Source organism: Zwartia sp. (assembly GCF_049655405.1).
Classification (GTDB): domain Bacteria; phylum Pseudomonadota; class Gammaproteobacteria; order Burkholderiales; family Burkholderiaceae_B; genus Zwartia.
On sequence record NZ_JBASJR010000009.1, the window covers coordinates 69,215 to 94,946 of the forward strand.

Below are 25,732 nucleotides of genomic sequence, written 5' to 3' on the forward strand. Positions count from 1 at the left end.
CTCAATCAGAGGTCTCGTTTGGCAACGTAAGATCAGCATTGCTCTTCTATCAGACAGTCGACGTAGTAACGCTTTTCACCATTGGGCAAAACATCTTCGCCCAAGCCGTGAATGTAGGTTTCAAATGCAGGAAACATTTGGTTGAACTCACGCGCGAACTGCAGGTATTGAACGATGGTTTTGTTAAAACGCTCACCCGGAATCAACAAGGGAATACCGGGTGGGTAGGGCGTTAACAACACACCTGTCACACGACCCTCGAGTTGGTCGATGGAGACACGCTCAACCTCGCGGTGAGCCATTTTGGCAAAGGCATCCGAGGGCTTAAGTGCCGGCACCATATCGCTCAAATACATTTCGGTCGTCAGACGTGCGACATCATGCTTTCGGTATTGCTCATGAATTTGCTGACACAAATCGCGTAGCCCCATGCGTTCATAGCGTCGATTACCTTTGCAGAAGTCAGGCAAGATGCGCCACATTGGCTGATTGCGGTCATAGTCATCCTTGAACTGCTGCAAAGCCGTCAGCAAGGTGTTCCAACGGCCTTTGGTGATACCGATCGTGAACATAATGAAAAAGGAATACAAGCCGGTTTTTTCAACCACCACGCCATGCTCGGTCAAGTACTTTGACACAAGCGCCGCAGGCACGCCGGTTTCACCAAAACTACCGGACATATCCAATCCTGGCGTGACAATCGTCGCCTTGATCGGGTCCAGCATGTTGAAGCCCTCGGCAAGATCGCCAAAGCCGTGCCAGTGGTCGTTGGCTTTGAGCATCCAGTCGGACTGTTCACCCACACCATGGGCGGCAAGATAATCCGGACCCCAAACGGTAAACCACCAGTCATCATCACCGTACTCGAGATCGACCTTACGCATCGCACGACGGAAATCAAGGGCTTCACGGATACTTTCCTCGACCAGGGCCGTACCGCCGGGCGCTTCCATCATCGCCGCTGCCACATCGCAAGACGCGATAATCGCGTACTGGGGCGAAGTCGACATATGCATCAGATAGGCTTCGTTGAAAATATTGCGGTCAAGCTTGCGTGACTCAGACTCCTGAACAATGATCTGAGAAGCCTGCGAGATCCCGGCCAGCAGTTTGTGCGTCGAGTGCGTGGCAAACACCATGGATTTTGGGCTGCGCGGACGGCCGGCCCCAATCGCATGCATATCCTGATAAAAGCTGTGGAACGCCGCATGCGGCAACCAGGCTTCATCAAAGTGAAGTGTATCGACCAGGTTGCCAAGCTTGGCCTTGATCGTCTCGACGTTGTAGATCACGCCGTCGTAGGTACTTTGCGTCAGTGTCAAAATGCGAGGATTTTTGTTTTTGACGTTGCGCGCAAAGGGATTGGCATCGATTTTTTTCTGGATATTCGCTGGCTCGAATTCCTCAAGAGGAATCGGTCCAATGATGCCCATGTGATTGCGTGTTGGGCGCAAAAACACAGGGATCGCGCCGGTCATCGTAATCGCATGCAAAATGGACTTGTGGCAGTTACGGTCCACCACCACAATGTCATCTGCCGCCACGTTGGCGTGCCAAACGACTTTGTTCGATGTTGAAGTGCCGTTGGTGACGAAATAGCAATGATCGGCGTTAAAAATCCGGGCGGCATTGAGCTCGGACTCGGCGATCGGTCCGGTGTGGTCAAGCAACTGGCCAAGCTCGTCCACGGCATTACAGACGTCGGCGCGCAGCATGTTTTCACCAAAGAACTGGTGAAACATTTGCCCGACCGGACTCTTTAGAAAAGCAACGCCGCCTGAGTGACCCGGGCAGTGCCAAGAGTAGGAGCCATCCTGCGCGTAATTGACCAGCTCACGAAAAAACGGAGGGGCTAGGCTGTCCACATAGCTGCGTGCTTCGCGGATGATATGGCGCGCCACAAACTCAGGCGTGTCCTCAAACATGTGAATGAAACCATGCAATTCGCGCAAAATATCATTCGGGATATGTTCGGCCGTACGCGTCTCGCCGTAGAGATAAATCGGTATGTCCGCATTGCGAAAACGCAACTCGCCGATAAACGTACGGAGATTTTTAATCGCGCCCGCGACATCCTCGGGGGAGTCCACATCAAACTCTTCGTCGTCAATCGAGAGAATGAACGCGCTGGCGCGACTCTGTTGCTGAGCAAAGGAGCTTAAGTCGCCATAGCTGGTGACCCCGATGACCTCCATGCCTTCGGCTTCGATTGCCGTGGCAAGCGCTCGAACGCCCAAACCCGAAGCGTTCTCCGAGCGGTAGTCCTCATCGATGATAAAGATAGGAAAGCGAAATTTCATCCGAAGGACTCCGCAGAGAATAAATGGAAGATGTCGCCAGGCACGAGGCTCGGCACATAGCAATAAACAGAAGTATTAACACACCCACGCGACCAACTCGAGTCAACCACGCGGGGTGAATGCATCCACGATTAAGTGCGTGGCAGAGTGACGCCAAGCTGCCCCTGATATTTACCGCCCCGATCCTTGTAAGAGGTCGAGCAAATCTCGTCGCTTTCAAAAAACAGCATCTGCGCGCAACCTTCGCCTGCGTAGATTTTCGCAGGTAGCGGCGTGGTATTGGAAAACTCAAGCGTGACATGACCCTCCCACTCAGGCTCAAGAGGTGTCACGTTGACGATGATGCCGCAACGCGCATACGTGCTCTTGCCTAAACAAACGGTCAGCACACTGCGGGGAATCCGGAAATACTCGACCGTGCGCGCGAGCGCAAAGGAGTTTGGGGGAATGATGCAAATATCACCCTTGAAATCAACAAAAGATTTTTCGTCGAAATTTTTGGGATCGACAATAGTCGAATTGATATTCGTGAAGATTTTGAACTCATTGGCACAGCGCACGTCATAGCCGTAGCTGCTTGTGCCGTAGCTCACAATCCGTCCTGATTCGTTAGAACGCACTTGGCCAGGCTCGAAGGGTTCGATCATCCCGTCGCTTTGGGCCATGCGGCGAATCCAGTTGTCGCTTTTGATGCTCATTAAACAAGCGCCTCAAAATTAAAAGTCGAGAGCGCGAATTTTACCCCTTGTATGGACCGATCTGACCATACAAGGGCAGTAAAACCAAATCTAAGTGCGTTTAACGGCAATCACGCCAAACTTATCGCTCAAATCCTTTGGCAAAGCATCCACCTTGGCAGCGACTCTAGAGGCAATCTCGCCATAAAGCTTGGCCGCCTCGCTCGCAGGATCAGACAGAACCGTCGGCTTTCCGGCGTCTGCCCCGACCCGAATCGCCATCGACAGGGGTAGCGCGCCCAGCCATGCCACCTTGTATTGGTCCGCCATGCGTTGCCCACCGCCCTCACCAAAGATATGCTCGGCATGTCCGCACTGGCTACAAACGTGAATCGCCATGTTTTCAATCACGCCCAGCACCGGCACATTGACCTTTTCAAACATGCGCAATCCTTTGCGCGCATCCAAAAGAGCTAAATCCTGAGGCGTTGTCACAATCACAGCCCCAACCACGGGGACTTTTTGCGACAAGGTCAAGGCGATATCACCTGTGCCAGGAGGCATATCGATGATCAGATAATCCAAATTATCCCAATTGGTCGACCGCAACAACTGCTCAAGGGCTTGGGTGACCATCGGACCGCGCCAAATGGCAGGATTGTCCTCGCTGATCATAAAACCAATCGAGTTGGCCTGAATGCCATGCCCCACGACCGGGCTCATCGTCTTGCCATCGGCACTATCGGGACGCTGTGACACGCCCAATAATGTGGGAACGCTTGGCCCATAGATGTCCGCATCCAACAAACCCACACGAGCGCCTTCGGCCTGTAGAGCAAGCGCTAAGTTGACCGCGGTCGTGCTCTTTCCTACGCCCCCCTTACCAGAGGCCACTGCGATAATGTTGCGCACACCCGGCACCAGTGCGACCCCAGGCTGAACGGCGTGGGCGATGATTTTGCTCGAAATCGTGACGTCGGCTTGAGAGATTCCCGCCGCCTGAAGGGCTTCGAGCAACAGGCTGCGCAAGGACTCAAACCGGCGGGCGGCGGGGTAGCCCAACACCACCTGAACACTGACTCGACCGTCAGCGATCTGGATCTGCGTGTCCTTGACGGCGCGACTCAGCGACACACCTGTCACTGGATCCAGTACCCGCTCAAGTACTGTCCGGACGTCTACTAGCGCTACACTCATTGCAATTCCTCTGCTATCTTTGTTTTTTATTTGGACCACGGTATCACTATGATTGAACTACTTCGCCGCATTATCCGCTTTGCCGTGGTCATCGTGGTGGCTTTCATCGGACTGGTGATGGCACTCATCCTGACTTTTTCCACCCTCATTGCGATTGTCTTTTTGCTCGTGATTTCCCGCTTGCGCGGCAAACCTTTCGAGGCCAAAGAATACTGGATGGCGCGCAGATCCGGTCGTAAGTCCACGTCAACACAGGGTTCTTTGAACGCAAAAGACGTCACGGACGTCGAATCCCGAGATGTCCGCTAGGTCAGCCGCTCAGCCAACCCGCCTGATCGGCCCGCATCAGCACGCTGCGCGCGCCAAACACTGCTCTAAAATGATCCTATTGATCTCAATATCCACCTAAGCTTCCTGTCACTCATGTCCCGAACTATTTTTGTCACGACCGCACTGCCCTACGCCAACGGTTCATTCCACATTGGCCACATCATGGAATACATTCAGGCGGATATCTGGGTGCGCTCAATGCGGATGGCAGGACACACGGTGCACTTTGTCGGGGCTGACGACACGCACGGCGCCCCCATCATGCTGAAAGCCGAGGCCGAGGGCATTACTCCTCAGCAGCTCGTGGCCCGTATCGCAGCCGAGCGCCCGCAGTATCTGCAAGGCTTTCATATCGAGTTCGATCACTGGCACTCCACGGATTCGCCTGAAAACGTCGAGCTCTCCCAAGGTATTTACCTCAAACTGCGCGAAGCTGGATTGATCGAAACACGCGAGATTGAGCAATTTTTTGATCCGGTCAAGGGCATGTTTTTGCCGGACAGATACATCAAAGGCGAGTGCCCGAAATGTCATGCCAAAGATCAGTACGGCGACTCTTGCGAGGCCTGTGGCGCCGTCTATGCGCCCACCGACCTGATTGACCCCTACTCCACACTGACACAAGCGCGCCCCATTCTCAAAAGCTCAGAACACTTTTTCTTTAAGCTATCCGACCCTCGTTGTGTACAGTTTTTACAAGACTGGACCACAGGGACCAACACCCAAGGTCACAAACGTCTCCAGTCCGAAGTGCTGGCTAAAACCCGCGAATGGCTCGGGCATGGCGAAGGCGACGACCAAGTCAACTTGGGCGACTGGGATATTTCGCGTGACGCGCCCTACTTCGGGATCGAAATCCCCGATGCCCCGGGCAAGTATTTTTACGTGTGGCTGGATGCACCAGTCGGTTATCTCGCCTCGCTCAAGGCTTACTGCGCCAAGCTCGGCATCGATTTCGATACGCTGCTGACCCCCGGCAATGCGACTGAGCAAGTGCACTTCATCGGTAAAGACATCGTCTATTTTCACGCGTTGTTCTGGCCCGCCATGCTGAAGTTTGCCGGCAGAAAAACACCTGACCAACTCAATGTGCATGGTTTTATCACCGTCAGTGGTGAAAAAATGTCCAAGAGCCGTGGCACGGGAATTTCTCCGTTACGCTATCTGCAGTTGGGCATGAATGCCGAATGGATGCGCTATTACATCGCGGCCAAACTCAACGCTCGCGTCGAAGACATCGACTTTAACCCCGATGATTTTGTCGCACGCGTCAACAGCGATTTGGTGGGCAAATACATCAACATCGCCAGCCGCGCTGCCAATTTCATCAGCAAGTATTTTGATGGCCAACTCGCTTATCCTGGCGACAACGCCTTAGCGACGCACTGGACGCAAGCCGCTCAAGCCGTTCGCAATGATTTGGAAACGCGCGAATACGGTCGTGCGATTCGTGAAATCATGGCACATGCCGATCAGATCAACCAAGCCTTTGACGCCGCTCAGCCCTGGCTGATTGCCAAAGGTCTGGCTGACGCAGACCCAGCACAACGCGCTTCGCTCCAGCATATTTGCTCAACAGCGCTAGCAGGCTTTAAAGCCTTGACTGTCATGCTTACGCCCATTTTGCCGGTGCTGGCACAACGTGTCGCGCAAGAGCTCTTTGGTCTGTCACGCAGCTTTGTGTGGTCCGATGCCGGTGAGCTGCCCGCGCACATCAGTCCCTTTAAACACCTAATGCAACGTGTGGAGCCCACGATGCTCGATGCGTTGTTTGAACTACCCGCTGAGACTGCGTCCAAAGACAAACCCAAAGCCGCAGCCGATGCTGTAAATGCTGGGGCTGCCACAGTGGATCACTCGGGTGGGCTCACACCAGGCGGCGAACCCATCGCGGCAGCCATCGCAATCGATGACTTCATGAAGGTCGACATGCGGGTCGCCCGTATTGTTGATTGCGCACGTGTCGAAGGTTCGACCAAGCTGCTGCAACTCACGCTTGACCTCGGCGAGGGACGTCACCGCAATATTTTTTCAGGGATTCAGTCTGCGTATCAACCCGAGCAACTCAAAGGTCGGCTGACTGTAGTGGTGGCCAACCTTGCGCCGAGAAAAATGAAATTTGGCGTGTCTGAGGGCATGGTGCTCTCAGCGAGCCACTTTGACCCGAAGGCTCAGCCGGGGATTTACGTCCTAGATCCCGAGAGTGGCGCACAACCCGGTATGCGGATTCGCTAAGTCCGCATGTCAGCCAAAACCACTACGCGAGTGGTTGCGGCTGAAGCGCCGGATCCAAGGTCCGGCGCTCATCAAAGACAAAACAATTGCCTTGATATCCAACGCCGCCAGTTTCCTCAAAATACTTGAGGATGCCGCCGTCCAGCTGATAGACGTTTTCAACGCCCACTTCACCCATGAAAATAGCGGCTTTTTCACAGCGGATACCACCCGTGCAAAAGCTAATAATCGTCTTGCCGGCGAGCTCGTCTTTATGATCGAGCACGGCCTGTGGGAACTCAGTGAACTTGGTCAGATTCCAATGCATCGCGCCCACGAAAGTGCCGGCATCGACTTCAAAATCGTTTCGCGTATCGAGTAACACGATGGGACGTCCCGCATCGTCGTGTCCCTCCGTGATCCAGCGTGCCGCCGTCTGTGCATCCACTGCAGGCGCGCGCCCGGCTTCGGGACGAATCGTCGGATGATTCATGCGGATAATTTCACGCTTGATTTTGACCAACATTTTCTTGAAGGGCACGTCTTGCGAGAGACTGAACTTTACTTCGAGATCAACGAAAGCAGGGTCTGCGCGCAGCCAGTCTAAAAAAACATCAATATGTTCTTTTGTGCCAGCTAAAAATAAATTGATGCCCTCTGGTGTCAGCAGCACGGTGCCTTTGAGGGCATTGACTTGGGCTTGTGCCAGCAGTGCAAGCCTACGCTCTTCGAGATTGTCGAGAGAGACGAATTTGTAAGCGGCAATATTAGTAATCTGGATCATCGTTTATGGATTATACCCACTACAATAACGCTATGAATATCGTTCTGAATGGCCACCCCAAGACCCTGTCTGGCCCCACTTCTGTCTCGACGCTGATCGACGCGCTAGGCTACACGGGCAAACGTATCGCGGTCGAGCGCAATGGCGAAATCGTCCCCAAAAGCACCTATGCGAGCACGCAGCTCGAGACCGGCGATCGCCTGGAAATTGTTGTTGCCGTTGGAGGCGGTTAATCATGCACCCCTTGCATATCCGTAGTTTCGTCAACCGACGCAGTCATATGACCAAGGGTCAGCAAGAAGCGCTTGATGCGTTTTTAAGCAAATGGTCTATTGCTTATCAGCCGAGTCTGCTGAACTTGACAGAGGCGTTTGGCGGCCCTGCCCCGACCATTCTTGAGATCGGTTTTGGCATGGGCGAGACCACAGAACAAATCGCACTCGCCAGGCCACAAGATCACTTTCTAGGTGTCGAGGTGTTTAATGCGGGTGTAGGCGCCATGCTTAAACGCATCGAGGCCTCAGCACTCACCAACGTACGCTTGATTCAGCACGATGCGGTCGAGGTCTTGCGCGATATGATCGCTCCCGACTCACTTGCGGGCGTACATATTTATTTTCCTGATCCTTGGCCGAAAAAACGTCACCATAAACGTCGTTTGATTCAACCGCCTCTGATTGAGCTGCTGGCCAGCAGAATGGCGCCCGGCGCATACATTCACTGTGCAACCGATTGGGAACACTATGCGCACCAGATGCTCGAAGTCCTCTCCGGAGAAAAATCGCTGTCGAACACCTGTGAGGGGTTTTCACCCAGACCGGACTATCGCCCTCTGACAAAATTTGAAAACCGAGGCTTGCGTCTCGGTCATGGCGTATGGGATCTCATCTTTAAAAAGAAAGGCTAACTTTTCGGACCGGGGACGCCAGACGTAACAATCTGCCGCCCCTAGCGACCAAAGCCGCCAAGCTTGCCGAGACCTTTCATTCCGCCCATGGCGCGCATCATCTTGGCCATGCCGCCTTTTTTCATTTGCTTCATCATGCCTTGCATTTGCTCAAACTGGTTGAGCATGCGGTTGACCTCCTGAACAGGCACGCCAGCGCCCGCAGCAATACGGCGCTTACGCGAGGCTTTGAGCAAATCAGGCTTGGCGCGCTCAAGCGGCGTCATGGAATTCAAAATGCCCTCTGTCCGTCGTAACTGTTTTTCAGCCTGACCGCCTTGCAACTGACCGGCGGCTTGTGAAAACTGCGCGGGGAGTTTTTCAAGCAGAGAACCCATATCGCCCATCTTTTTGACCTGCGCAAGCTGGTCGCGGAAGTCGTTGAGATCGAACTTATCGCCGGACTTCATTTTGGCGGCGAGTTTTTGCGCCTCGGCAACGTCAATATTTTTCTGCGCTTGCTCGACCAGCGACACAATGTCGCCCATGCCTAAGACCCGTTGCGCCATCCGCTCGGGGTGGAACGGCTCCAGGCCATCGAGCTTTTCAGACACACCAACAAACTTGAGTGGCTTACCGGTCACATGACGCACCGACAAGGCGGCACCGCCACGCGCATCACCATCGAGCTTCGTCAGGACCACACCGGTCAGCGGCAGTGCTTCGCCAAAAGCACGGGCAGTGTTGACGGCATCCTGACCCTGCATCGCGTCGACCACAAACAAGGTTTCGATCGGATTGAGCAAGTCATGCAAGGCGCGAATTTCGCGCATCATGGCCTCGTCAATACCGAGACGTCCGGCCGTATCAACAATCAGCACATCAAAATGGTGACGGCGGGCGTAGTCGATCGCATGGCGGGCAATATCCTCGGGCTTTTGCGTCTCATCAGAGGCGATCCACTCGACTCCGACCTGCTCGGCGACCATTTTCAACTGTTCGATCGCCGCCGGACGGTAGACGTCGGCACTGACCACGGCCACTTTCTTTTTGCCGGTTTTACGCCCGTTTTGCACATGGTTGCCTTCGGACAACCATCGTGCGAGCTTGCCGGTCGTGGTGGTTTTACCCGCACCTTGCAGACCTGCCATCAAAATAATGGCGGGCGGCTGCATCGCCAGCGATAACTCGCTCGCATCTGCGCCTAAGTCGCCTCCCATGAGTGAGGTCAGCTCACGGTGTACCACCCCCACCAAGGCCTGGCCTGGAGACAGGCTGCCAACCACTTCTTCACCGAGGGCTTTTTCCTTGACGCGCGCGACGAAATCGCGCACCACAGGCAGGGAAACGTCGGCCTCCAAGAGCGCGAGGCGAACCTCCCGCAGCATGTCCTGCGTGTTGGTTTCGGTCAGACGTGCCTCACCCCGCATGGTCTTAACGACACGGGAGAGACGTTGGGTGAGATTTTCAAGCATGATGGCGGTTTCGCTTTACACTAGGCATATGTCTGTCGGTATTGTATTTCACTCCCTCGCTGCGTTGGCCTATGCCGTTCTAGGTATTGGCCTTTGTCGCTCGCTTTCGTCGGATCCACCGATCGTACGGGCGGGTCATTTCGCGCGTATTGGTTTACTCTTAGCCATTGTTTTACACGGAATTGCCCTGCGAGACACTGTTTTGCAGGATGGCAACCTCAGAGTCAGTTGGTCTCTCGCCTTGTCTGCCGCAGTCTGGATCGGCATGATTGTTTTCTGGCTAGAAAGCCTGGTGATTCGGATTGACGGCCTGCAGCTCCTCTTATTGCCGGTGGGTACGGCTGTTTGCGTGCTGGCTGCGATCTTTCCACAGTCTCAAGTCATCGCGCATGCGAACGACGCGGGTTTGCGCATTCATCTTCTCATTGCCTTGTCAGCATATGCCCTCGTTACGATTGCCGCGCTTCAAGCGATGCTAATGTCTGGCTTGGATCGTAGGCTGCACTTTCCTCACGGAAAGGGTGCCCACCCAGGGTCCATGAGACGCATCGTGGGCCGCCTGTTAGATGCTCAGCCTCCCTTGCTTGCTCAGGAACAAGTGCTGTTTCGCCTGATCTGGATTGCATTTGCTGCGCTCACCTTGACCTTGTTCTCTGGCGCCATGATTTCGCTCTCCTACTCCGGAAAATGGTTACCGCTTGACCACAAATCCATCTTTACCTTGTTGTCCTGGCTAACGTTTGGCATTCTCATTATCGGCAGACATCTGCGAGGCTGGCGTGGCCGAACCGCACTGCGGTATACGCTAGTGGGTTTTGCTTTTGTTGTCTTGGCCTACACAGGCTCACGCTTCGTGCTCGAAGTCATCCTGCAAAGGCTATAAGATGGGTAAAACTCTATTTTGGATTGCTGTATTTTTTGGCGTGCTGCTGGTCAGCCGTTTTCTTTCGCATCAAGCGGCTAAAAAACGGTTTCGTGACGAACAAGAGCGCCAGCCTCAACAGTCCAATCCTTTACCTCACTCGGAGGCGATGGTTCGCTGCGCGCATTGCAATGTGTTTTTACCGCGCTCCGATGCTTTGCTGATCCAAGATGAAACGTGGTGCAGTGAAGCCCACGCACAACTTGGCCCGCGCCAGCCTCGTTAACTCACCAATATGAAGCTTGACGCACAAGCTTGGCTTGAGCCCACCACGGGTGTTTCGCTGCGTCCTTCACCCAACTTTAACGAGCGCCCAGAGAATACAGACGTTTCTTTACTCGTCATACACAACATCAGTTTGCCGCCCGGACAATTTGGCACACCTTTTGTGGCAGATCTTTTTCTCAATCAACTTGATCTCAACGCAGACCCTTGGTTTGCAGAAAACCTGCAAGGGCTGACTGTCTCTGCGCATTTTGTGATCGACCGCAGCGGACACATCACGCAATTTGTTGCCTGTGACAAACGGGCTTGGCATGCCGGCGTCTCGCAACATGCGGGGCGCACACAATGCAATGATTTTTCGATTGGTATTGAACTTGAGGGCACGGACACCCTTGCCTACACGGACGCGCAATACGACGCACTCGCGGCACTCACGCAATGCCTACGTGCACACTACCCCCTGACCTCAGTCAGGGGACACTGCGATATTGCGCCCGGGCGAAAAACAGACCCCGGCGAGGCATTTGACTGGGGGCATTATGCCGAGCGCGCAGGTTGGCCTGTCGCGGCATTACCCCCACCGCGACAAGACTGCAACCCTTAACCGAGCAACAACTGATTGACGCGTCGGACAAAGGCAGTCGGATCAGGCAAGCTCGAACCATCAGCCAACAAAGCCTGCTCGAACAACAAGCTCGCCCAGTCATTAAACGATGCGTCAGAAGCTGACTGAACGCGTTTAACTAAAGCGTGTTCAGGATTAATTTCCAGCACTGGCAGAATGCTGGGCGCTTCCTGACCTGCGGCCTTGAGCATGCGCTGCAAGTGTGGACTCAAGTCGTTCTGTCCAACCACCACGCACGACGGCGAGTCCACTAGGCGCAAGGTCACACGAACTTCTTTGACGCGGTCTTTCAGCGCCTCTTGAAGTCGCTCCACGAGAGGCTTGAATTGCTCAGCCACTTCGGTCTGATGCTTCTTTTCCTCTTCGTCGGCCAGGGCTTCGAGATCCAGACCACCTTTCGCAACCGAGGTCAGTTTTTTGCCGTTGAACTCACGCAAGTGAGACAGCATCCACTCGTCGACGCGATCCCACAAGACCAACACTTCGATACCCTTTTTACGGAAGATCTCGAGGTGAGGGCTATTGCGACCCGCTGTGTAACTATCGGCCGTGACAAAATAAATCGTGTCCTGGCCTTCTTTCATGCGCGAAACATAATCCTCAAGCGTGACGGTCTGAGCATCAGAATCTGCTTGGGTCGAGGCAAAACGCAACAGTTTGGCGATCCGCTCAAGATTAGCTGCATCCTCGCCTGTGCCCTCTTTGAGCACCTGACCAAACTCCGCCCAAAAAGTCGCGTATTCGTCTTTCTTGTTTTCTGCCAAATCCTCTAACAGGCTCAAAATGCGCTTGGTCGAGCCCTCGCGGATGGCTTTGACGTCACGGCTTTCCTGCAACAACTCGCGCGAGACGTTTAGAGGCAAGTCGGCAGAGTCAATCACGCCACGCACAAAGCGCAAGTAGGACGGCAGCATCTGCTCGGCATCGTCCATGATGAAGACGCGCTTGACATAGAGCTTGACGCCGCGACGCGCATCTCGATCCCACATATCAAACGGCGCATGCTTGGGGACATACAGCAGTTGCGTGTACTCACTGCGGCCTTCGACACGATTGTGCGTCCAGGCGAGCGGATCATCGTAGTCATGCGACACATGCTTGTAAAACTCACGATACTGCTCGTCAGTCACCTCAGATTTATTGCGTGTCCAGAGCGCATTGGCCTGATTCACAGACTCCCACTCGTCTTTTTTAACTTGCTCAGACTTTTCCTGATCCCACTCTTCTTTAAGCATTTGCACAGGCAGGGAGATATGGTCTGAGTAGCGGCGCAGGACTTCGCGTAATTTCCAGCCACTCAAAAACTCTTCTTCGTCCGCGCGCAAGTGCAATACGACATCTGTGCCGCGAGTGGCTTTTTCTGTCGCGCCAATCGAAAACTCGCCTTGACCGTCAGACTCCCAAATCACCGCTTGATCTGCAGGCAGACCCGCGCGGCGGCTGCGGACTGTGACTTTGTCCGCCACGATAAAGGACGAATAAAAACCCACTCCAAACTGACCGATGAGCTGGGCGTCTTTTTGCTTGTCACCCGTCAACTTTGAGAAAAACTCGCGTGTCCCTGAGCGAGCGATCGTTCCGAGGTTGGCGATGGCCTCTTCCTTGGACAGGCCCACACCATTATCGGAAATCGTGATCGTGCGAGCTGTTTTGTCATAATCCACGCGCACATGTAGTTCGCCATCTCCCTCAAACAGGGAGGGATGATCAATCGCTTCAAAACGAAGCTTGTCGCAAGCATCCGAGGCGTTCGACACCAGCTCACGCAAGAAAATTTCCTTGTTGCTGTAGAGCGAATGGATCATCAGATGCAGCAGTTGCTTAACTTCCGCCTGAAAACCCAGTGTTTGAGAAGCGTCTGAGGACGCAGTTGTTTGATTCATCATGCTCACCGTAAGTTATCCACAGATTGGCTTACCCAAGGGCGTTTTAAGGCCTCAGGCAAGCTGATGTTAAGTAATTGGGGGGTAAACCACCGATTTCAAGAGCAGCAGAGTTGCCAGCACTCCAGAAAAGCATGACCCGCAACATTGAGTCAAAAACACCGTTAGACGGCCGGACTCAATAGAGAGATCAGTTGCCCGGCATCTGTGCAATGTTCGAATGACTCAACCAGTGCGATCAAGGGCTCGGGAGACCCCATCGATTCAGCGGACAACGCCCAGCAACGGTGGAATTTACTGAGTTGCGCCTCGCGACTTAAAGGACGCTTTGGACTGGCCAGCATCGCGTCAATCGCGTGTTGCAATACGGTCCCGTCCTTGAGCCTGACCGTCACGCGTTGCGGCACCAGGGCGTTTGGATTGGGGTTGTCATCTTTTTCCATTCGTACCTTGAGGGAAAGTGCGTAGGTCTCCGGGTCGGTCAAGGCGTCTGAGCGAAAATGCATGGGATCGAGCGCGCCATGTTGCAGCACCTTGGCCAGAACAAAAGGCATGCATAGACGCGCATAGTTGGGCGTTGGCTGCTCCAGCCCTGGGCGGTTGACCAAATGATTGAGCAAGGACGGACCTGTCACCACAATTTCCGCCACATCAGAGGCCGCAAAATTCGCCTGCTGACGCAGAATACTCAACCCCTCAATGCCGCCGTGCGTGGCGCGTCCGCTCGGATAGGGCTTGTGGCTCAACTCCGTCAGACGCCAGCGCTCTCCCAGCCCCTGCATGGCCGACTCCAAATCCCACTCGGACTCAAACATTGGCAAATAACCGAAACGACCTGTCAGAGGCGTCTGCAGACTTGGAAAATCCGACTGCGCCAAATCGCAGGACTGAAACGCCGCACGCGCGTTCACACCAATCTGCAAGGGCAGCACCACGCTGCCCTCGGTATGCGCCTGCATCGTGCCGCTAACTTGTGCAAGCTGATGACCAAACGCCGCGAGCGTGGTGGGCGCATCAAAGCCGCGCAAATTTGCCAGACCTGCTACAGCGCCAAAGCCGCCTGAGGCTGCTGGGCGGAAAAACCGCAAACCTAACTTTGAGGCCATGCCGATCGTGCATGACACATCGACCCCCGCGGCCAATGCGGCCAGCAACGCGCGCCCAGTGACAGGACTGCGCATTTGTTGCGCCTCTGCGAGCAAGACCGGCAGCAGCGTTGCCATCGCATGCAAGACTGCGCCTTCATGCAGGCAATCAAACTCTTGGCAATGTACTTGGTAGGCGTTAACGAGGACGGCTTGCGAGGCGGTCAACTTGGCGCGTCGCCCCCAGAGCGAGACCTTGGCGCCCTCGCCCCATTGGCTGACTGCAGACAACAAAGGTGTAACCTCGGGGGTGCTACCGCCCGCGACACCCACGCCGATTGAATCCAGCAAGAAAATTTTCGCCGCCTCAATCGCCTGAGGCGAGAGGTGCTCAAAACGAACGCCCGCGGCATGCTGGGCAAGCTTTGCATCAAGACTCGACATTGTTTCTCTCCTCTTTTGTGTGCACGACACGCTGCGGGAAAGGAATCTCGATGTTGTTTGCATCAAAAGCGATTTTCAGATGGCGTAAAAATTCTCGGCGCACGGGACCGTGCCACAAGGCGACCACTTTAATGCGGGCCTTAATCATCACGGAAGACTCCGCCCATTGCTCGACCCCTGCGATTTCAATATCATCCAAAATCTTGTCACCAAAATCCGGATCATGGCGCAGGGCACCAGATACATCACGCATAATGTCAAACACTTGATCAATATCCGTGCGATAAGAAACACCCACATCAATCACGGCAAAGGCATAGTTGCGGCTGAGGTTAGTCACCGTTGTGATCACCCCGTTTGGCACAAAATGCACAGAGCCCTGATAGTCGCGCAGTCGCACATAACGCAGCGTGACCTCCTCGACAAACCCTGCTTTGCCTGCGACCTCAACGATGTCACCCTGGCGAATCTGATTTTCAAGCAACATCACGATGCCGGTAAAGTAGTCTTTGACCACACTCTGCGCACCGAAGCCAATCGCAATACCCGCCACACCCGCTGTCGCTAGCAGTGGGGCGATTGATACCCCCAACTCAGAGAGCGCCAACATGATCGACATCACAATGATGGTGACAGAGGTCACATATCTGAACACCCGCCCAAGCGTCTCGACGCGTTTTTTTTCCTCATCATCATGACTCGAATGACTTAAACGGCCCTGCAACATCCGGATCGAACGCATCACAAGACCGCGCACGAACCAAGCCAGCCCAAGAATGATCACGACATTGATCATGGCGAGCATGGGCGTCGCCCATTCGGGTACCGTGATGCCGAAATAGTTTTTAAGAAGCGCGTTGATGGTCTGTTGAAACATACTGTTTTTTCCGTGGGTAAATAAGGATGCCGCAATAACACCGGTCACAACCTGAAATCCAGTATAGAGCACGGACTTCGTCTAAAATTGACGTACAAAAAAGTAAAAAATTCCCTTTATGGAGATCTTGTATGACTATCCAATCTCGCCTGCGTCGTTCCAGCATACTTAGTTTGTTGGGCGCGACATTATTAAGCGCAGCATGCCTGCCCGTCCAGGCGCAAAATGCCGCCAAATACCCCTCGCAGCCCATCACCATGGTGGTTCCGCAGGCACCGGGTGGTACCAATGATATTGTTGGACGCTTGATCGCCAACGAGTTAGCCGAAGAGTTCAAGCAGTCCGTAGTCGTCACCAACCGTCCGGGCGCCGGTGGCAACATTGGTACCGCGCAAACGAAGTCTGCGCCCGCTGACGGTTACACCCTCTTGATGACGATCAATAGTACGCAGGCAATCAATCCCTCTCTGTACAAAAACGTTGGATTTGATCCCATCAAGGATTTCAGCCCGATCACTGTGGTCGGTGCAGTCCCAAACGTCTTGGTGGTTCACCCCAACTTTCCCGCCAAGACGCTGGATGAGTTCATCGCCTTGATCAAAGCCAACCCCGGCAAGTACCAATACGCCTCTGCAGGCAACGGCACGCTTAATCACCTGCTTGGTGCCATGCTGGATCAGAAAGCCGGCTTGAAAATGGAGCACATTCCTTACAAGGGCGTCGCCCCTGCCATGATCGATGTGCTCGGCGGACAGGTCCCCATTGCGTTTGCCAGCTTGCCCTCAGCTCTGAACAATATTCGCCAAGGTAAATTGCGCGCAATCGGTGTGAGTACTGACAAGCGTTCACCCGCTCTGCCTGATGTCCCCGCGATCAACGAAAAGATCCCAGGCTTCTCAGGCGACCTTTGGATTGGACTGTTTTCAATCGCTGGCACACCACAGGATGTCAATGACAAACTGTACGCAACCGTGGCGCGCATTATGCAAAAGCCTGCCGTGCAAAAGAAATTGTCTGATCTGGGTGTAGAGCTGTATTTTGATACGCCCGCGCAATTTAAAGCCCGCCTGGCCAAGGACATTGAACAATGGCGTGAAATCGTCAAAGTTTCGGGTGCAAAAGTCGACTAACACGACGAGCCTTGAATCTGTAGTTTGTGTCCCAAAGAAAGCGCCTCGAATATTCGAGGCGCTTTGTTTAGTTAAAATGTTATTTCCAAGTTGATGCTTTATCGGGTGTTGATCGTGAGCAGCTCTAATTTCTTGCAGCGTATGACTTTAGTGTGCGCAAGCCTCTTAACATTTACCGCCGCGCATGCCACGAATGATCCCGCCGCGGGCACCTCTGCTGCTGCATCCTCCAGCCCCTGGTATTCAACCGCATGGACACACGTCCAAGATACGTGGCGCCAAGGTGATGTTGAGGCCTATGTCCCCTTTTTAAGCTACCACCTCCCTTTTGCCTACACCGCACAGCAACGCGCTGAATACAACGAATATCCTGCTGGTTTCGGACTCGGTAAAGGTCGCTACAACAAAAGTGGCAACTGGGAAGGAATGTATGCCATGGGTTTTCGGGACTCACACGGAGACCCCTCATATATGGTGGGCTATGGCTGGGTCCCCACTTGGAATATCGGAAAAAGCGAGGCCAAAGCGGGCGTGGGTCTGACAGGCTTTCTCATGTCACGCAAAGATTACTTTGGGGGCATCCCCTTTCCAGGCGTGCTGCCAATCGCCTCCATTGGCTATAAAAACCTGACAGCGCAAGCAGCCTACATCCCCGGCGGCCAAGGCTATGGCAATGTCTTGTTTATGTGGGGCAAGTGGACGTTCAAATAAGCGTTGAGCAAACGCTTGCCAAGCCTCACCAGATCATTTGCCGGCAAAAATTTAAAAGCTCGGCTATACTTATAGGCTTAATGCGTTGCCCGGGTGGTGAAATTGGTAGACGCAGGGGACTCAAAATCCCCCGCCGCAAGGCGTGCCGGTTCGATTCCGGCCCCGGGCACCAACGCAAATCTTCGCGCAACACTGCGCATCTCTTCCAGTCATCCCAAGTCCTTGTCGGACGCTCCAAAAATCCTCAGGCACAGAATTAAAACTCCATCCTAGTCAATCATTCGCTTCATCATGTCGCCATGCACAATCATTCGCGCGATGACGGCATAGGTAAAGTGGTTCAGACTGCGGAGTAGTTGAGTGACTGAATCTGGTGCAGCCACATCTGGCGCATAGATAGCGGGTGTCCATTGATTGACTGTACTCAAGGCCCGCTCATACGTGGCGATCGCTTCATCTACGAGCAAACCTTGTCTCTCCAGCGGCTCGACTGCAAGCCAAAACGCAGCAAGAAAACTAGGCCAATACGATAAGTGCCGATAGAGACTTGGTTCCGCGGGGCTGGGCATCGACTCGCCAAAAGTATTCAATATTTTGATGAGCGCGGTCACTTCCGCCGATAGCTCCGCAGTTTCAGGCAATGGGCGAGCGGGTTTGATGGGCACGCTCTTTTCATCCAAGCGAGCCAAGGGATCAATCAATGCTGAGGGATTAACAGGTTTGAACGCACTCTTATTGTCAGTCGGTACCTGGGTCGAGAGGCTCGCGTGCAAATACGACAGAACTAGCAGTGCGCGAGAGTTCGCGTGACCATAATCCTCCAAAAGCAAAACAATCTCGTCTTTATCCTTCAGGCTCAACCCCAGGGCCTCCCGTACCGATGTCGGCCACGGCGATAGGGTCTCGACCAGCTTCGTTTGCGCGCGTAATGCTCGCGCTGACGCGTTAAGGACTGTGCTTGAGTAGAGGGGCTTGGCTAAAGACCATGTCATTTCGAGTCCACCGGGGATCGTGGCCAAATGCCTCCAGATCAAATTCACAAAGGGCACACCCAATGTTTCTTTAATGTCCTTAAAGATCGCAGCCTCACTGGGGGCCGCTTCTTTCTCTGAAATTGTGTGAATGGAGTCAAGCTGAGGCAAGGTGATCGCTTTCATTTTGGTGCAGTCCCTTTCAGTCACTAGAGTGATTTTTCTAATCTAGCGTCAATGTACCCGTTTTTATACTTGCTCTACCTCATGTCAGAACTTACTGACAATAAGCAATCCACAGCAACATTCTTTGTGCAGCGACCCATGCTGCAAATATGCCTCATCAAACTTAAGAATGGTTAAAACTGGGCCCTCGCAGGCGCCTTCGCTGCGCTAACAGGCAACGGCCTTACTAAAATGCATAGAGTCAATTTGAAATCGAAACGCTGCCTTTGGATATGCAATGAAAAAAATAATGATGTTTTTTTTGATGGCCTTTTCTTGCTCAGTCTGGGCGGGGGAGTACGAGGATGCTCATACCGCATTAAACAAAGAAAATTACGAAGAAGCACTGCGCTTATTTAAAGCTGCGGGAGAAAAGGGTCACGCGCATGCGCTTTTTAACGTTGGCTCGATGTATGACAACGGGGAGGGTGTCAAGCAGGACTATGCTGCGGCTCTGTATTGGTACAAAAAAGCTGCAGCACTGGGTGACGCTGACGCGCAATACAGCATTGGCTTGATGTACGACAATGGTGAAGGTGTGGAGCAAGACTACCTGGAAGCGTTACGCTGGTATAAAAAAGCAGCGGCTCAAGGTGACTCAGATTCTCAATACAACATCGGCTATTTGTACAGACACGGACAAGGCGTTCAACAAGACTTGGCGGAAGCATTCCGATGGTTTGAAATGGCGGCAAAACAAGGCGATGCCGACGCTGAAAGCATGGTGGGTTACCTGTACCACAATGGTCTCGGCGTCACTAAAAACTATAAAGAAGCTTTGTATTGGCTAATGAAAGCAGCAAAACAAGGCGACATGATCGCGCCTTTCAATATTGGCGTGATGCATCGCTCCGGCCATGGTGTGCCTAAGAGCAACGTTCGTGCTTACATGTGGTTTAGCTTAGTGGCTCATCAAGATAAAGATGCCGCTGAAAACATTGAAACGTTAGCTAAGAAAATGACAGCCAAACAAATAGCTGAAGCGCAAAGGCTCGCAAAAGAGTGGATTGAAAGGTAAGAGTACTTCCAAAAAATTTACAGCTATCAAGAATAAAAATACTGCATAATCGTAAATAGACAAATCGTCTAAAACGAGGAGACAGATAATGAAAATGACAGCTGCTCGACTGCTTCAGTCGACTCTAGCCTGCGCCCTGACTGTGTTTAGCGTTGCCTCAATGGCAAATGAAGCGACACTCCCGCCAACCATCAAACTCGTCGTTCCCTTTACGACAGGCGGCAGCAACGATATTTTCGCACGGGCGCTGAGTGAACAGTTGGGAACAAAGCTTGGCGTGACCGTGATCGTCGACAACAAGCCGGGTGCAGGAGGTGTCGTGGGTGCCGCCGAAGTGGCGCGCGCAAAACCCAATGGCGGCACTTTACTGTTTAGTTCCAACTCCTTTGTCACACGTGCGGCTGTTGACACCAACCTCCCTTTTAACCACCGCACCTCTTTTACACCGGTCGCCATGGTCGCTCAAGGTGCACTTTTGCTTGTGGTCGCCAATCACACAAATTACAAATCCACTGATGACCTGATCAAAGAAGCGGCAAAAAAACAGGTCAATTACGCCACCGCCGGTATCGGGTCGATTGCTCACCTCAGCACGGAACTGATGAACTCCATGGCCGGAATTCAAATGACGCACATTCCCTACAAGGGCATCTCACCTGCGCTCACTGACATGGTGGGTGGTCGCGTCGAGGCCTTGATCGCAACACCTGCTTCCGTAGGAGGCGCTTTACGAGCCAATCAGGTCCGCGCCATCGCCGTCACCACCTCAACACCCTCTCCGTTTTATCCTGAACTTCCCTCTATGGCGCGCGCCATACCAGGCTATTCAGTTGATGTATGGTGGGGCGTTTTGGGGCCTGCCGATATGCCTGCCGGCATTGTGGAGCGCCTAAACAAAGCCATTAGTGAGGTCGCGCAGTCACCTAGAATGAAAGAAATTTTTTCCAAGGAAGCCGCGACCCCCTACACAATGTCCGCTAAAGACTTTGGGGTCTATATGAATCAAGAGCTCGATAAATGGCAAAAGGTTGCCAAAGAAAGAAACATTAAGCTCTCGGATTAACGCCGTGCAGCTTTTATTTCTTAGTGGCGAAGTTCACTTTTGACATATGTTTGTAAGGCGGTGAGAACACAGTGGGATCACCGCCACATTTTTTAGTGATAGCCGCAGCGGCAGACATCACTAACGGCAAAAATTCTTTAAAGACCTTTCGGTCAAATCTAAAAACCGGCATGCCCAAAGAAATGGCGCAAATGAGCGTTTGCTTGGGCCCAAAAATTGGGCAGGCAATCGCAGCAGCCTCTGAGCCACGCTCTGATAGAGAAACCGAGTAGAAGCTCTGTCTGATCATGTCGAAACGCTCACCCTTTTCGCCAGAAAACGCTAACAACACCTTTCCGGCCGCGCCTTTATCTAGCTCGACAATCTCGCCCTCTCTTACATGCATACGGACGGCTCTGGGCTGAACCATTCTATGCAGGCAGACGCGGTCATTTCCCTCGCGGATATAGATAGCCGCTGTTTCCTTAGTATCTCGTACCAATGTTCGCATGACTGGGGCTGCGTAGTCCCAAATCCGAAACGTTTCTTGATAAAGCATGCCCAGGTAAAAAGGCTTGGCGCCCAGCATGAACCGTCCGTCATCCAGCCGATTGATAAAGCCTGCGTGCTCTAGAGACTCGCACAACCGCAAAATTGTGCTGTGGTACAGCCCCGTCACAGTGGAGATCTCCGCAAGCGTCATGCCTTCGACACTTTTCTCAAAGGCTAATAGGACTGAGAGTGCCCGATTCACTGCTGCGACGCCAGGCTCCTTCTTTTTAATCACCATGCAACAACCCCAGGATTGAAAACAGACAAGCATTCTATTTTTGATATGATAAGCCATGGCGTTTTTCCTCACCATATCTGATGACAGCTGGAGAAGTAAATGGACTTGCAAGCATGTGCCGATGGGCTCGATAGCGATGAAGTGATGATTCAAGATTTGGTCGCTAAATTTGTCGACCAAGAACTGATGCCTCTCGAGGCTGCCGTGCTCGAGCGTGAAATCAGAGGCGAACATCTCGCCCTGACAAAAGAAGAGGAAACCCCTCTGCTTGAAAAATGCAAAGAACTCGGACTCTGGGCATTAGACGCACCTGAGGAGTATGGTGGTGCAGGCCTTTCAAGCGTCACGCTCATGGCACTCAATGAAGAGATCGGTCGTACCGTCACGCCCTTTACGTTTCCACCAGATTCGCCCAATCTGCATATGCTAATGGCAGTAGCCACCGAAAGCCAAAAGATCAAGTATCTCGAGCCATATGCCTCGGGCACTGCAAAATCAGGTATCGCGATTTCCGAGCCGAATGCAGGTGGCGATCCAACCGGAATGATTACACGTGCCGAGCGTGACGGTGACTCCTGGGTCATCAATGGTCGCAAAATATGGGTCAGCCGCATGAACAAAGCGGACTTTACCGTTGTGATGGCGCGCGTAGGCCAAGGTAAACGCCATGAGGGCATCACTGCCTTTATCGTCGACAAAGGTACGCCAGGATTTAATATCTTGCGCGAAATTCCTATGTTGGCCGGTCACCGTACATACGAAATCGCCTTTGAAGACTGCCGCATCCCTGCCGAAAACTTACTCGGCGCCATTGGCGAAGGCTTTGCGCCGATGCAGCTGCGCTTGAATATTCGCCGACTGCAAATGGGCGCCTGGTGTATTGGTATGTGCCGGCGTGCAATCGAAATGATGAGCTCGCACGCAAAACAACGCACGACCTTTGGTGCGCTTCTTGCAGATCGACAAGCCATTCAGTGGTGGATTGCAGATGGGGTCATGAAAATGCACGCCTGCCGCTTGATGGTGCGCGACGCCGCCCGCAAACTAGATCTCGGACAAGATATTCGGACCGAGGCTTCGATGATCAAGGTCTATGCAACCGAGCTCGCTTCCGAAGTGCTCGACCATGCGATGCAAACGTTTGGCGCGATGGGTGTAACCAAAGAGCTGCCCCTTCACCTGATGGCTCAAAAGGCACGCGTCATGCGCGTCTACGAAGGCCCTAGCGAAGTACATCGGATGTCGATCGCCAAGAAAATTCTAAAAACCGTCAGGTAAATCCATGACACAAGCCCCTCAAGACCACTCTGCGAGCAAGCCCCTGGACGGCATCACCGTCATTGATCTGACCCAGATCTACCAAGGACCCTATGCCACGTTCCTAATGGCTAAAGCCGGCGCAACCGTCATCAAGGTCGAGCCGATCTTGGGCGAACCCTCACGGATTCGCGCCAAGGTGAGTGGTGGGGCCTCATTGCCAATGGCAATGCTCAACGTCAACAAAATGGGCGTGACGCTGAATTTAAAAACAGCTAAGGGCAAAGAGCTTTTAAAGCGCTTGATTCTTGATGCGGATATTTTGGTGGAAAACTTTACACCTGGTGTCATGGACCGCTTAGGTCTGGGCTGGGAGGTTCTTCATGCCATCAATCCAAAATTAATCTATGGTTCTGGCACAGGTTTTGGACTCTCCGGCCCTGATAAAGACAATCAAGCCATGGACGTCACGATTCAAGCGTCTTCGGGTGCGATGAGCGTCACCGGTTATCCCGATGGCCCGCCTCTTCGCTCAGGCTCTTCATTTATTGATTTTTTGAGTGGCGTGCACTTATATGCCGGAATTATCACCGCACTCTTTGAGCGGACACGAACGGGTGTCGGGCGACTCGTGGAAGTCTCCATGCAAGAAACAGCCTATCCTACTCTCGCCTCTAACATCGGCCTGGTCTATCGCAGCAAAGGGAAAATACCTGAGCGCGTGGGCAATCGGCACGGCGGCTTGGCTCTTGCGCCTTATAACGTCTACGAAGCAAAGGATGGACATATCGCGATCGTGTGTGCGACTGAGGATCACTGGGTCAAGATACTTAAATCCATGAACCGGGAAGATCTGATTCATGACGAACGTTTTTCAACGAACAAAGTGCGCGTTGAAAACATCAAACGCACCGACGATTTTGTCGAAGAGTGGACGCGTTCCATCACTAGAAATGAACTCTTCAAACTCAGCAAAGAGTTTGGTTTTCCCGCAGCGCCTGTCCGCGACCTCATTGAAGTGATGAACGATCCACATATGCACGCACGGGGCCAGCTCGAATGGTTTGATGATCCGGATCTCGGTCGTATTGTTTTGCCCGCCAGCCCACTCATCATTCACGGGGCCGAACGCGTAAAAACAGTTGCTAGTCCGTCTCTAGGGCAACATAATCAGGAAATATACGGTGGAAAACTGGGCCTGAGTGGGGAGGAGATTCAAGCACTCAAAGCCGAAGGCGTCATCTAAGCAACGTCCAGTTTTAACCTGATCCATCCAATCAAAAGGGAAGCCTAATAATGAAAACGATACTTGAGAGCTTTGCTGAATACTTTTCAAACGCCACATTTGAACAGTTACCTCCAGAGGTGGTTCAAAAAACAAAACTACTGATCGTTGACTATTTAGGCGTGTCCATCGCGGGGCTCAAGATGGATTTCCCACGCATGACGATTGATTACCTACAGAGCTTGGAAGGCGTGGGTCAAGCAACACTCATGGGCTCGACACGCAAAGTGCCTGCTATTCATGCTGCATTAGGCAATGGCGTTGCAGGTCACGCCCTTGATATGGACGATGGCTTTCGTTACGGCGGCGTTCACGCCGGAGTCGCCGTTATTCCTGCAGCGCTTGCGCTCGCGGAGTCTCTCAAGCTGGATGGCAAACAACTCATTCTCTCCATTGTTTGTGGCTACGAAATTGTGAATCGTATCGCCAAAGCAATGAATCCCTCTCACCTGGGTCGAGGATTTCACACGACGGGTACGCTTGGCGTGCTGGGTGCAGCAGCAGCCTGTGGCGTGCTTGCAAAGCTCAATGCTTCGCAGATGGCCAGTGCGTTGGGTATGTCGGCACTCCAAGGTGCGGGACTGCTTGAAATTTTGAATGATGGCGCGATGGTCAAGCCCCTGCATCCTGGAAAGGCTGCCATGGCCGGCATTTTGTCTATTGAATTGGCCAAGCGTGGAGCCAAAGGCCCCCTCACGGCACTGGAGGGTGAAAAAGGAATGTTCAAGGCGATGGCTGACAGCGTCAACACAGACGGTCTGCTCGACGGCCTCGGCTCAGACTTTTTTATTATGGGTCAGTACATCAAGTTTCATGCGGCATGCCGACACATTCACCCTGCCATCGATGGCCTGCTGGACATCATGCGCAAAGAAAACTTGTCCTATCAAGAAATCGATGCCCTGAACATCACAACCTACCCTGTCGCCATTAGCTTTTGCGGAACAAGTACTGCGCCAGAAACGGCTGAAGCTGCAAAATTTAGTCTGGCGTCTTCCTGTGCCATGGCGGCATTTTATGGTGACGCGGGAGAGGAACGCTATTCCGTCGAGACCGTTCAAAACCAAGATATTCAACAGTTGGCGACACGCGTCACAAGCTCAGCCAATGCAAGATGGGCGGATGCCTACCCAAGAGAACGGGGCGCGGATATTGAGTTGCGAACGACTTCGGGTAAAAAGTTTTTAACTCAAGTACCGCTGTCAAAAGGCGAACCTGAAAATCCAGCGAGTGACGAAGACTTTATTAGAAAATTCACACAAAATACTCTTGCTCAGCCAGAGTCTTTACGTCATCAAATTCTGGAGATGTCTCTAGCGCTTGACTCCCACGAGGTCTCAGGTCTGACTGCGTTGTTAGGCAAACTTCAGGGGAATTGA

The 25,732-nt window shown here is 53.0% G+C and carries 23 protein-coding genes, 1 tRNA gene and 1 pseudogene; 15 read left to right on the forward strand and 10 right to left on the reverse strand.

From position 1 onward, the window contains the following. Positions 1-32: 32 nt before the first annotated feature. From WBJ47_RS06130 to apbC, 3 genes are all read right to left on the reverse strand, one after another. Positions 33-2,300 carry an Orn/Lys/Arg decarboxylase N-terminal domain-containing protein gene (locus WBJ47_RS06130; RefSeq protein WP_422245812.1) on the reverse strand — a complete coding sequence of 756 codons (2,268 nt, stop codon included), beginning with the start codon at positions 2,298-2,300 and terminating at the stop codon, positions 33-35. 131 nt (positions 2,301-2,431) lie between these two features. Continuing rightward, a complete protein-coding gene (gene dcd, locus WBJ47_RS06135; RefSeq protein WP_422245813.1) occupies positions 2,432-2,998 on the reverse strand; it encodes a dCTP deaminase in 567 nt (188 codons plus the stop codon). Between the two features lie 90 nt (positions 2,999-3,088). Continuing rightward, entirely contained in the window at positions 3,089-4,174 is a 1,086-nt protein-coding gene (apbC, locus tag WBJ47_RS06140; protein WP_422245814.1) for an iron-sulfur cluster carrier protein ApbC, read from the reverse strand. Positions 4,175-4,222: 48 nt separating this feature from the next. Here apbC and WBJ47_RS06145 point away from each other — a divergent pair, with 48 nt between their 5' ends. Both WBJ47_RS06145 and metG read left to right on the forward strand, forming a co-directional pair. Next, positions 4,223-4,483, forward strand: coding sequence for a hypothetical protein (locus WBJ47_RS06145; RefSeq protein ID WP_422245816.1), 261 nt, complete (start codon positions 4,223-4,225; stop codon positions 4,481-4,483). A gap of 114 nt (positions 4,484-4,597) precedes the next feature. Beyond that, positions 4,598-6,739, forward strand: coding sequence for a methionine--tRNA ligase (metG, locus tag WBJ47_RS06150; protein WP_422245818.1), 2,142 nt, complete (start codon positions 4,598-4,600; stop codon positions 6,737-6,739). Between the two features lie 22 nt (positions 6,740-6,761). Here metG and WBJ47_RS06155 read toward each other — a convergent pair whose 3' ends face one another. Further along, positions 6,762-7,502, reverse strand: coding sequence for a sulfurtransferase (locus tag WBJ47_RS06155; protein ID WP_422245819.1), 741 nt, complete (start codon positions 7,500-7,502; stop codon positions 6,762-6,764). A gap of 32 nt (positions 7,503-7,534) precedes the next feature. Between WBJ47_RS06155 and thiS the strand changes: the two genes are divergently transcribed. Next, positions 7,535-7,735, forward strand: a complete 201-nt coding sequence (thiS, locus tag WBJ47_RS06160; protein WP_422245820.1) for a sulfur carrier protein ThiS — start codon at positions 7,535-7,537, stop codon at positions 7,733-7,735. A 14-nt stretch (positions 7,736-7,749) separates the two neighbouring features. Next, a pseudogene (trmB, locus tag WBJ47_RS06165) lies at positions 7,750-8,409 on the forward strand (tRNA (guanosine(46)-N7)-methyltransferase TrmB); the annotation flags it as partial. A 41-nt stretch (positions 8,410-8,450) separates the two neighbouring features. Here trmB and ffh read toward each other — a convergent pair. Continuing rightward, on the reverse strand, positions 8,451-9,863 hold the full coding sequence (ffh, locus tag WBJ47_RS06170) for a signal recognition particle protein (protein ID WP_422245822.1): 1,413 nt from the start codon (positions 9,861-9,863) through the stop codon (positions 8,451-8,453). A gap of 28 nt (positions 9,864-9,891) precedes the next feature. Here ffh and WBJ47_RS06175 point away from each other — a divergent pair, with 28 nt between their 5' ends. From WBJ47_RS06175 to ampD, 3 genes are read left to right on the forward strand one after another with little or no spacing between them, the layout of a single operon-like run. After that, positions 9,892-10,746, forward strand: a complete 855-nt coding sequence (locus WBJ47_RS06175; protein WP_422245833.1) for a cytochrome C assembly family protein — start codon at positions 9,892-9,894, stop codon at positions 10,744-10,746. Between the two features lies 1 nt (position 10,747). Then, entirely contained in the window at positions 10,748-11,011 is a 264-nt protein-coding gene (locus WBJ47_RS06180; RefSeq protein WP_422245824.1) for a PP0621 family protein, read from the forward strand. Positions 11,012-11,020: 9 nt separating this feature from the next. Next, positions 11,021-11,614 carry a 1,6-anhydro-N-acetylmuramyl-L-alanine amidase AmpD gene (gene ampD / locus WBJ47_RS06185; RefSeq protein WP_422245825.1) on the forward strand — a complete coding sequence of 198 codons (594 nt, stop codon included), beginning with the start codon at positions 11,021-11,023 and terminating at the stop codon, positions 11,612-11,614. Here ampD and htpG read toward each other — a convergent pair. The 3 genes from htpG to WBJ47_RS06200 all read right to left on the reverse strand — a co-directional run bounded on the left by htpG (position 11,611) and on the right by WBJ47_RS06200 (position 15,924). Then, a complete protein-coding gene (htpG, locus tag WBJ47_RS06190) occupies positions 11,611-13,518 on the reverse strand; it encodes a molecular chaperone HtpG (RefSeq protein WP_422245835.1) in 1,908 nt (635 codons plus the stop codon). The genes ampD and htpG overlap by 4 nt on opposite strands. Before the next feature lie 164 nt (positions 13,519-13,682). After that, entirely contained in the window at positions 13,683-15,047 is a 1,365-nt protein-coding gene (locus WBJ47_RS06195) for an MmgE/PrpD family protein (RefSeq protein WP_422245826.1), read from the reverse strand. Next, entirely contained in the window at positions 15,034-15,924 is an 891-nt protein-coding gene (locus WBJ47_RS06200) for a mechanosensitive ion channel family protein (protein ID WP_422245828.1), read from the reverse strand. The genes WBJ47_RS06195 and WBJ47_RS06200 overlap by 14 nt, the downstream gene beginning before the upstream one ends. A gap of 131 nt (positions 15,925-16,055) precedes the next feature. Here WBJ47_RS06200 and WBJ47_RS06205 point away from each other — a divergent pair, with 131 nt between their 5' ends. The 3 genes from WBJ47_RS06205 to WBJ47_RS06215 all read left to right on the forward strand — a co-directional run bounded on the left by WBJ47_RS06205 (position 16,056) and on the right by WBJ47_RS06215 (position 17,937). Then, the gene (locus WBJ47_RS06205; protein WP_424585375.1) at positions 16,056-17,054 is read left to right on the forward strand and encodes a Bug family tripartite tricarboxylate transporter substrate binding protein; all 999 of its coding nucleotides are present in this window, start codon (positions 16,056-16,058) and stop codon (positions 17,052-17,054) included. 114 nt (positions 17,055-17,168) lie between these two features. After that, the gene (gene pagP / locus WBJ47_RS06210) at positions 17,169-17,765 is read left to right on the forward strand and encodes a lipid IV(A) palmitoyltransferase PagP (protein WP_424585376.1); all 597 of its coding nucleotides are present in this window, start codon (positions 17,169-17,171) and stop codon (positions 17,763-17,765) included. 87 nt (positions 17,766-17,852) lie between these two features. Then, positions 17,853-17,937: transfer RNA gene (locus WBJ47_RS06215), tRNA-Leu, on the forward strand. A 97-nt stretch (positions 17,938-18,034) separates the two neighbouring features. On the opposite strand, the gene WBJ47_RS06220 is transcribed toward WBJ47_RS06215, so the two are convergent. Further along, positions 18,035-18,922 (reverse strand): hypothetical protein, encoded by an 888-nt coding sequence (locus WBJ47_RS06220; RefSeq protein WP_422246259.1) that lies wholly within the window; start codon positions 18,920-18,922, stop codon positions 18,035-18,037. Positions 18,923-19,199: 277 nt separating this feature from the next. Here WBJ47_RS06220 and WBJ47_RS06225 point away from each other — a divergent pair, with 277 nt between their 5' ends. Together WBJ47_RS06225 and WBJ47_RS06230 are read left to right on the forward strand one after the other, a co-directional pair. Then, positions 19,200-19,979, forward strand: coding sequence for a tetratricopeptide repeat protein (locus WBJ47_RS06225; protein WP_422246261.1), 780 nt, complete (start codon positions 19,200-19,202; stop codon positions 19,977-19,979). An 88-nt stretch (positions 19,980-20,067) separates the two neighbouring features. Next, the gene (locus WBJ47_RS06230) at positions 20,068-21,042 is read left to right on the forward strand and encodes a tripartite tricarboxylate transporter substrate-binding protein (RefSeq protein WP_422246263.1); all 975 of its coding nucleotides are present in this window, start codon (positions 20,068-20,070) and stop codon (positions 21,040-21,042) included. Between the two features lie 13 nt (positions 21,043-21,055). Here WBJ47_RS06230 and WBJ47_RS06235 read toward each other — a convergent pair whose 3' ends face one another. Continuing rightward, complete coding sequence (locus tag WBJ47_RS06235) at positions 21,056-21,868, reverse strand: IclR family transcriptional regulator (protein ID WP_422246265.1); 813 nt, start codon at positions 21,866-21,868, stop codon at positions 21,056-21,058. A 42-nt stretch (positions 21,869-21,910) separates the two neighbouring features. Between WBJ47_RS06235 and WBJ47_RS06240 the strand changes: the two genes are divergently transcribed. From WBJ47_RS06240 to WBJ47_RS06250, 3 genes are read left to right on the forward strand one after another with little or no spacing between them, the layout of a single operon-like run. After that, positions 21,911-23,089, forward strand: coding sequence for an acyl-CoA dehydrogenase family protein (locus WBJ47_RS06240; RefSeq protein ID WP_422246266.1), 1,179 nt, complete (start codon positions 21,911-21,913; stop codon positions 23,087-23,089). Between the two features lie 4 nt (positions 23,090-23,093). Further along, positions 23,094-24,314, forward strand: a complete 1,221-nt coding sequence (locus WBJ47_RS06245; protein ID WP_422246268.1) for a CaiB/BaiF CoA transferase family protein — start codon at positions 23,094-23,096, stop codon at positions 24,312-24,314. Positions 24,315-24,364: 50 nt separating this feature from the next. Beyond that, positions 24,365-25,732 carry an MmgE/PrpD family protein gene (locus WBJ47_RS06250; RefSeq protein ID WP_422246270.1) on the forward strand — a complete coding sequence of 456 codons (1,368 nt, stop codon included), beginning with the start codon at positions 24,365-24,367 and terminating at the stop codon, positions 25,730-25,732.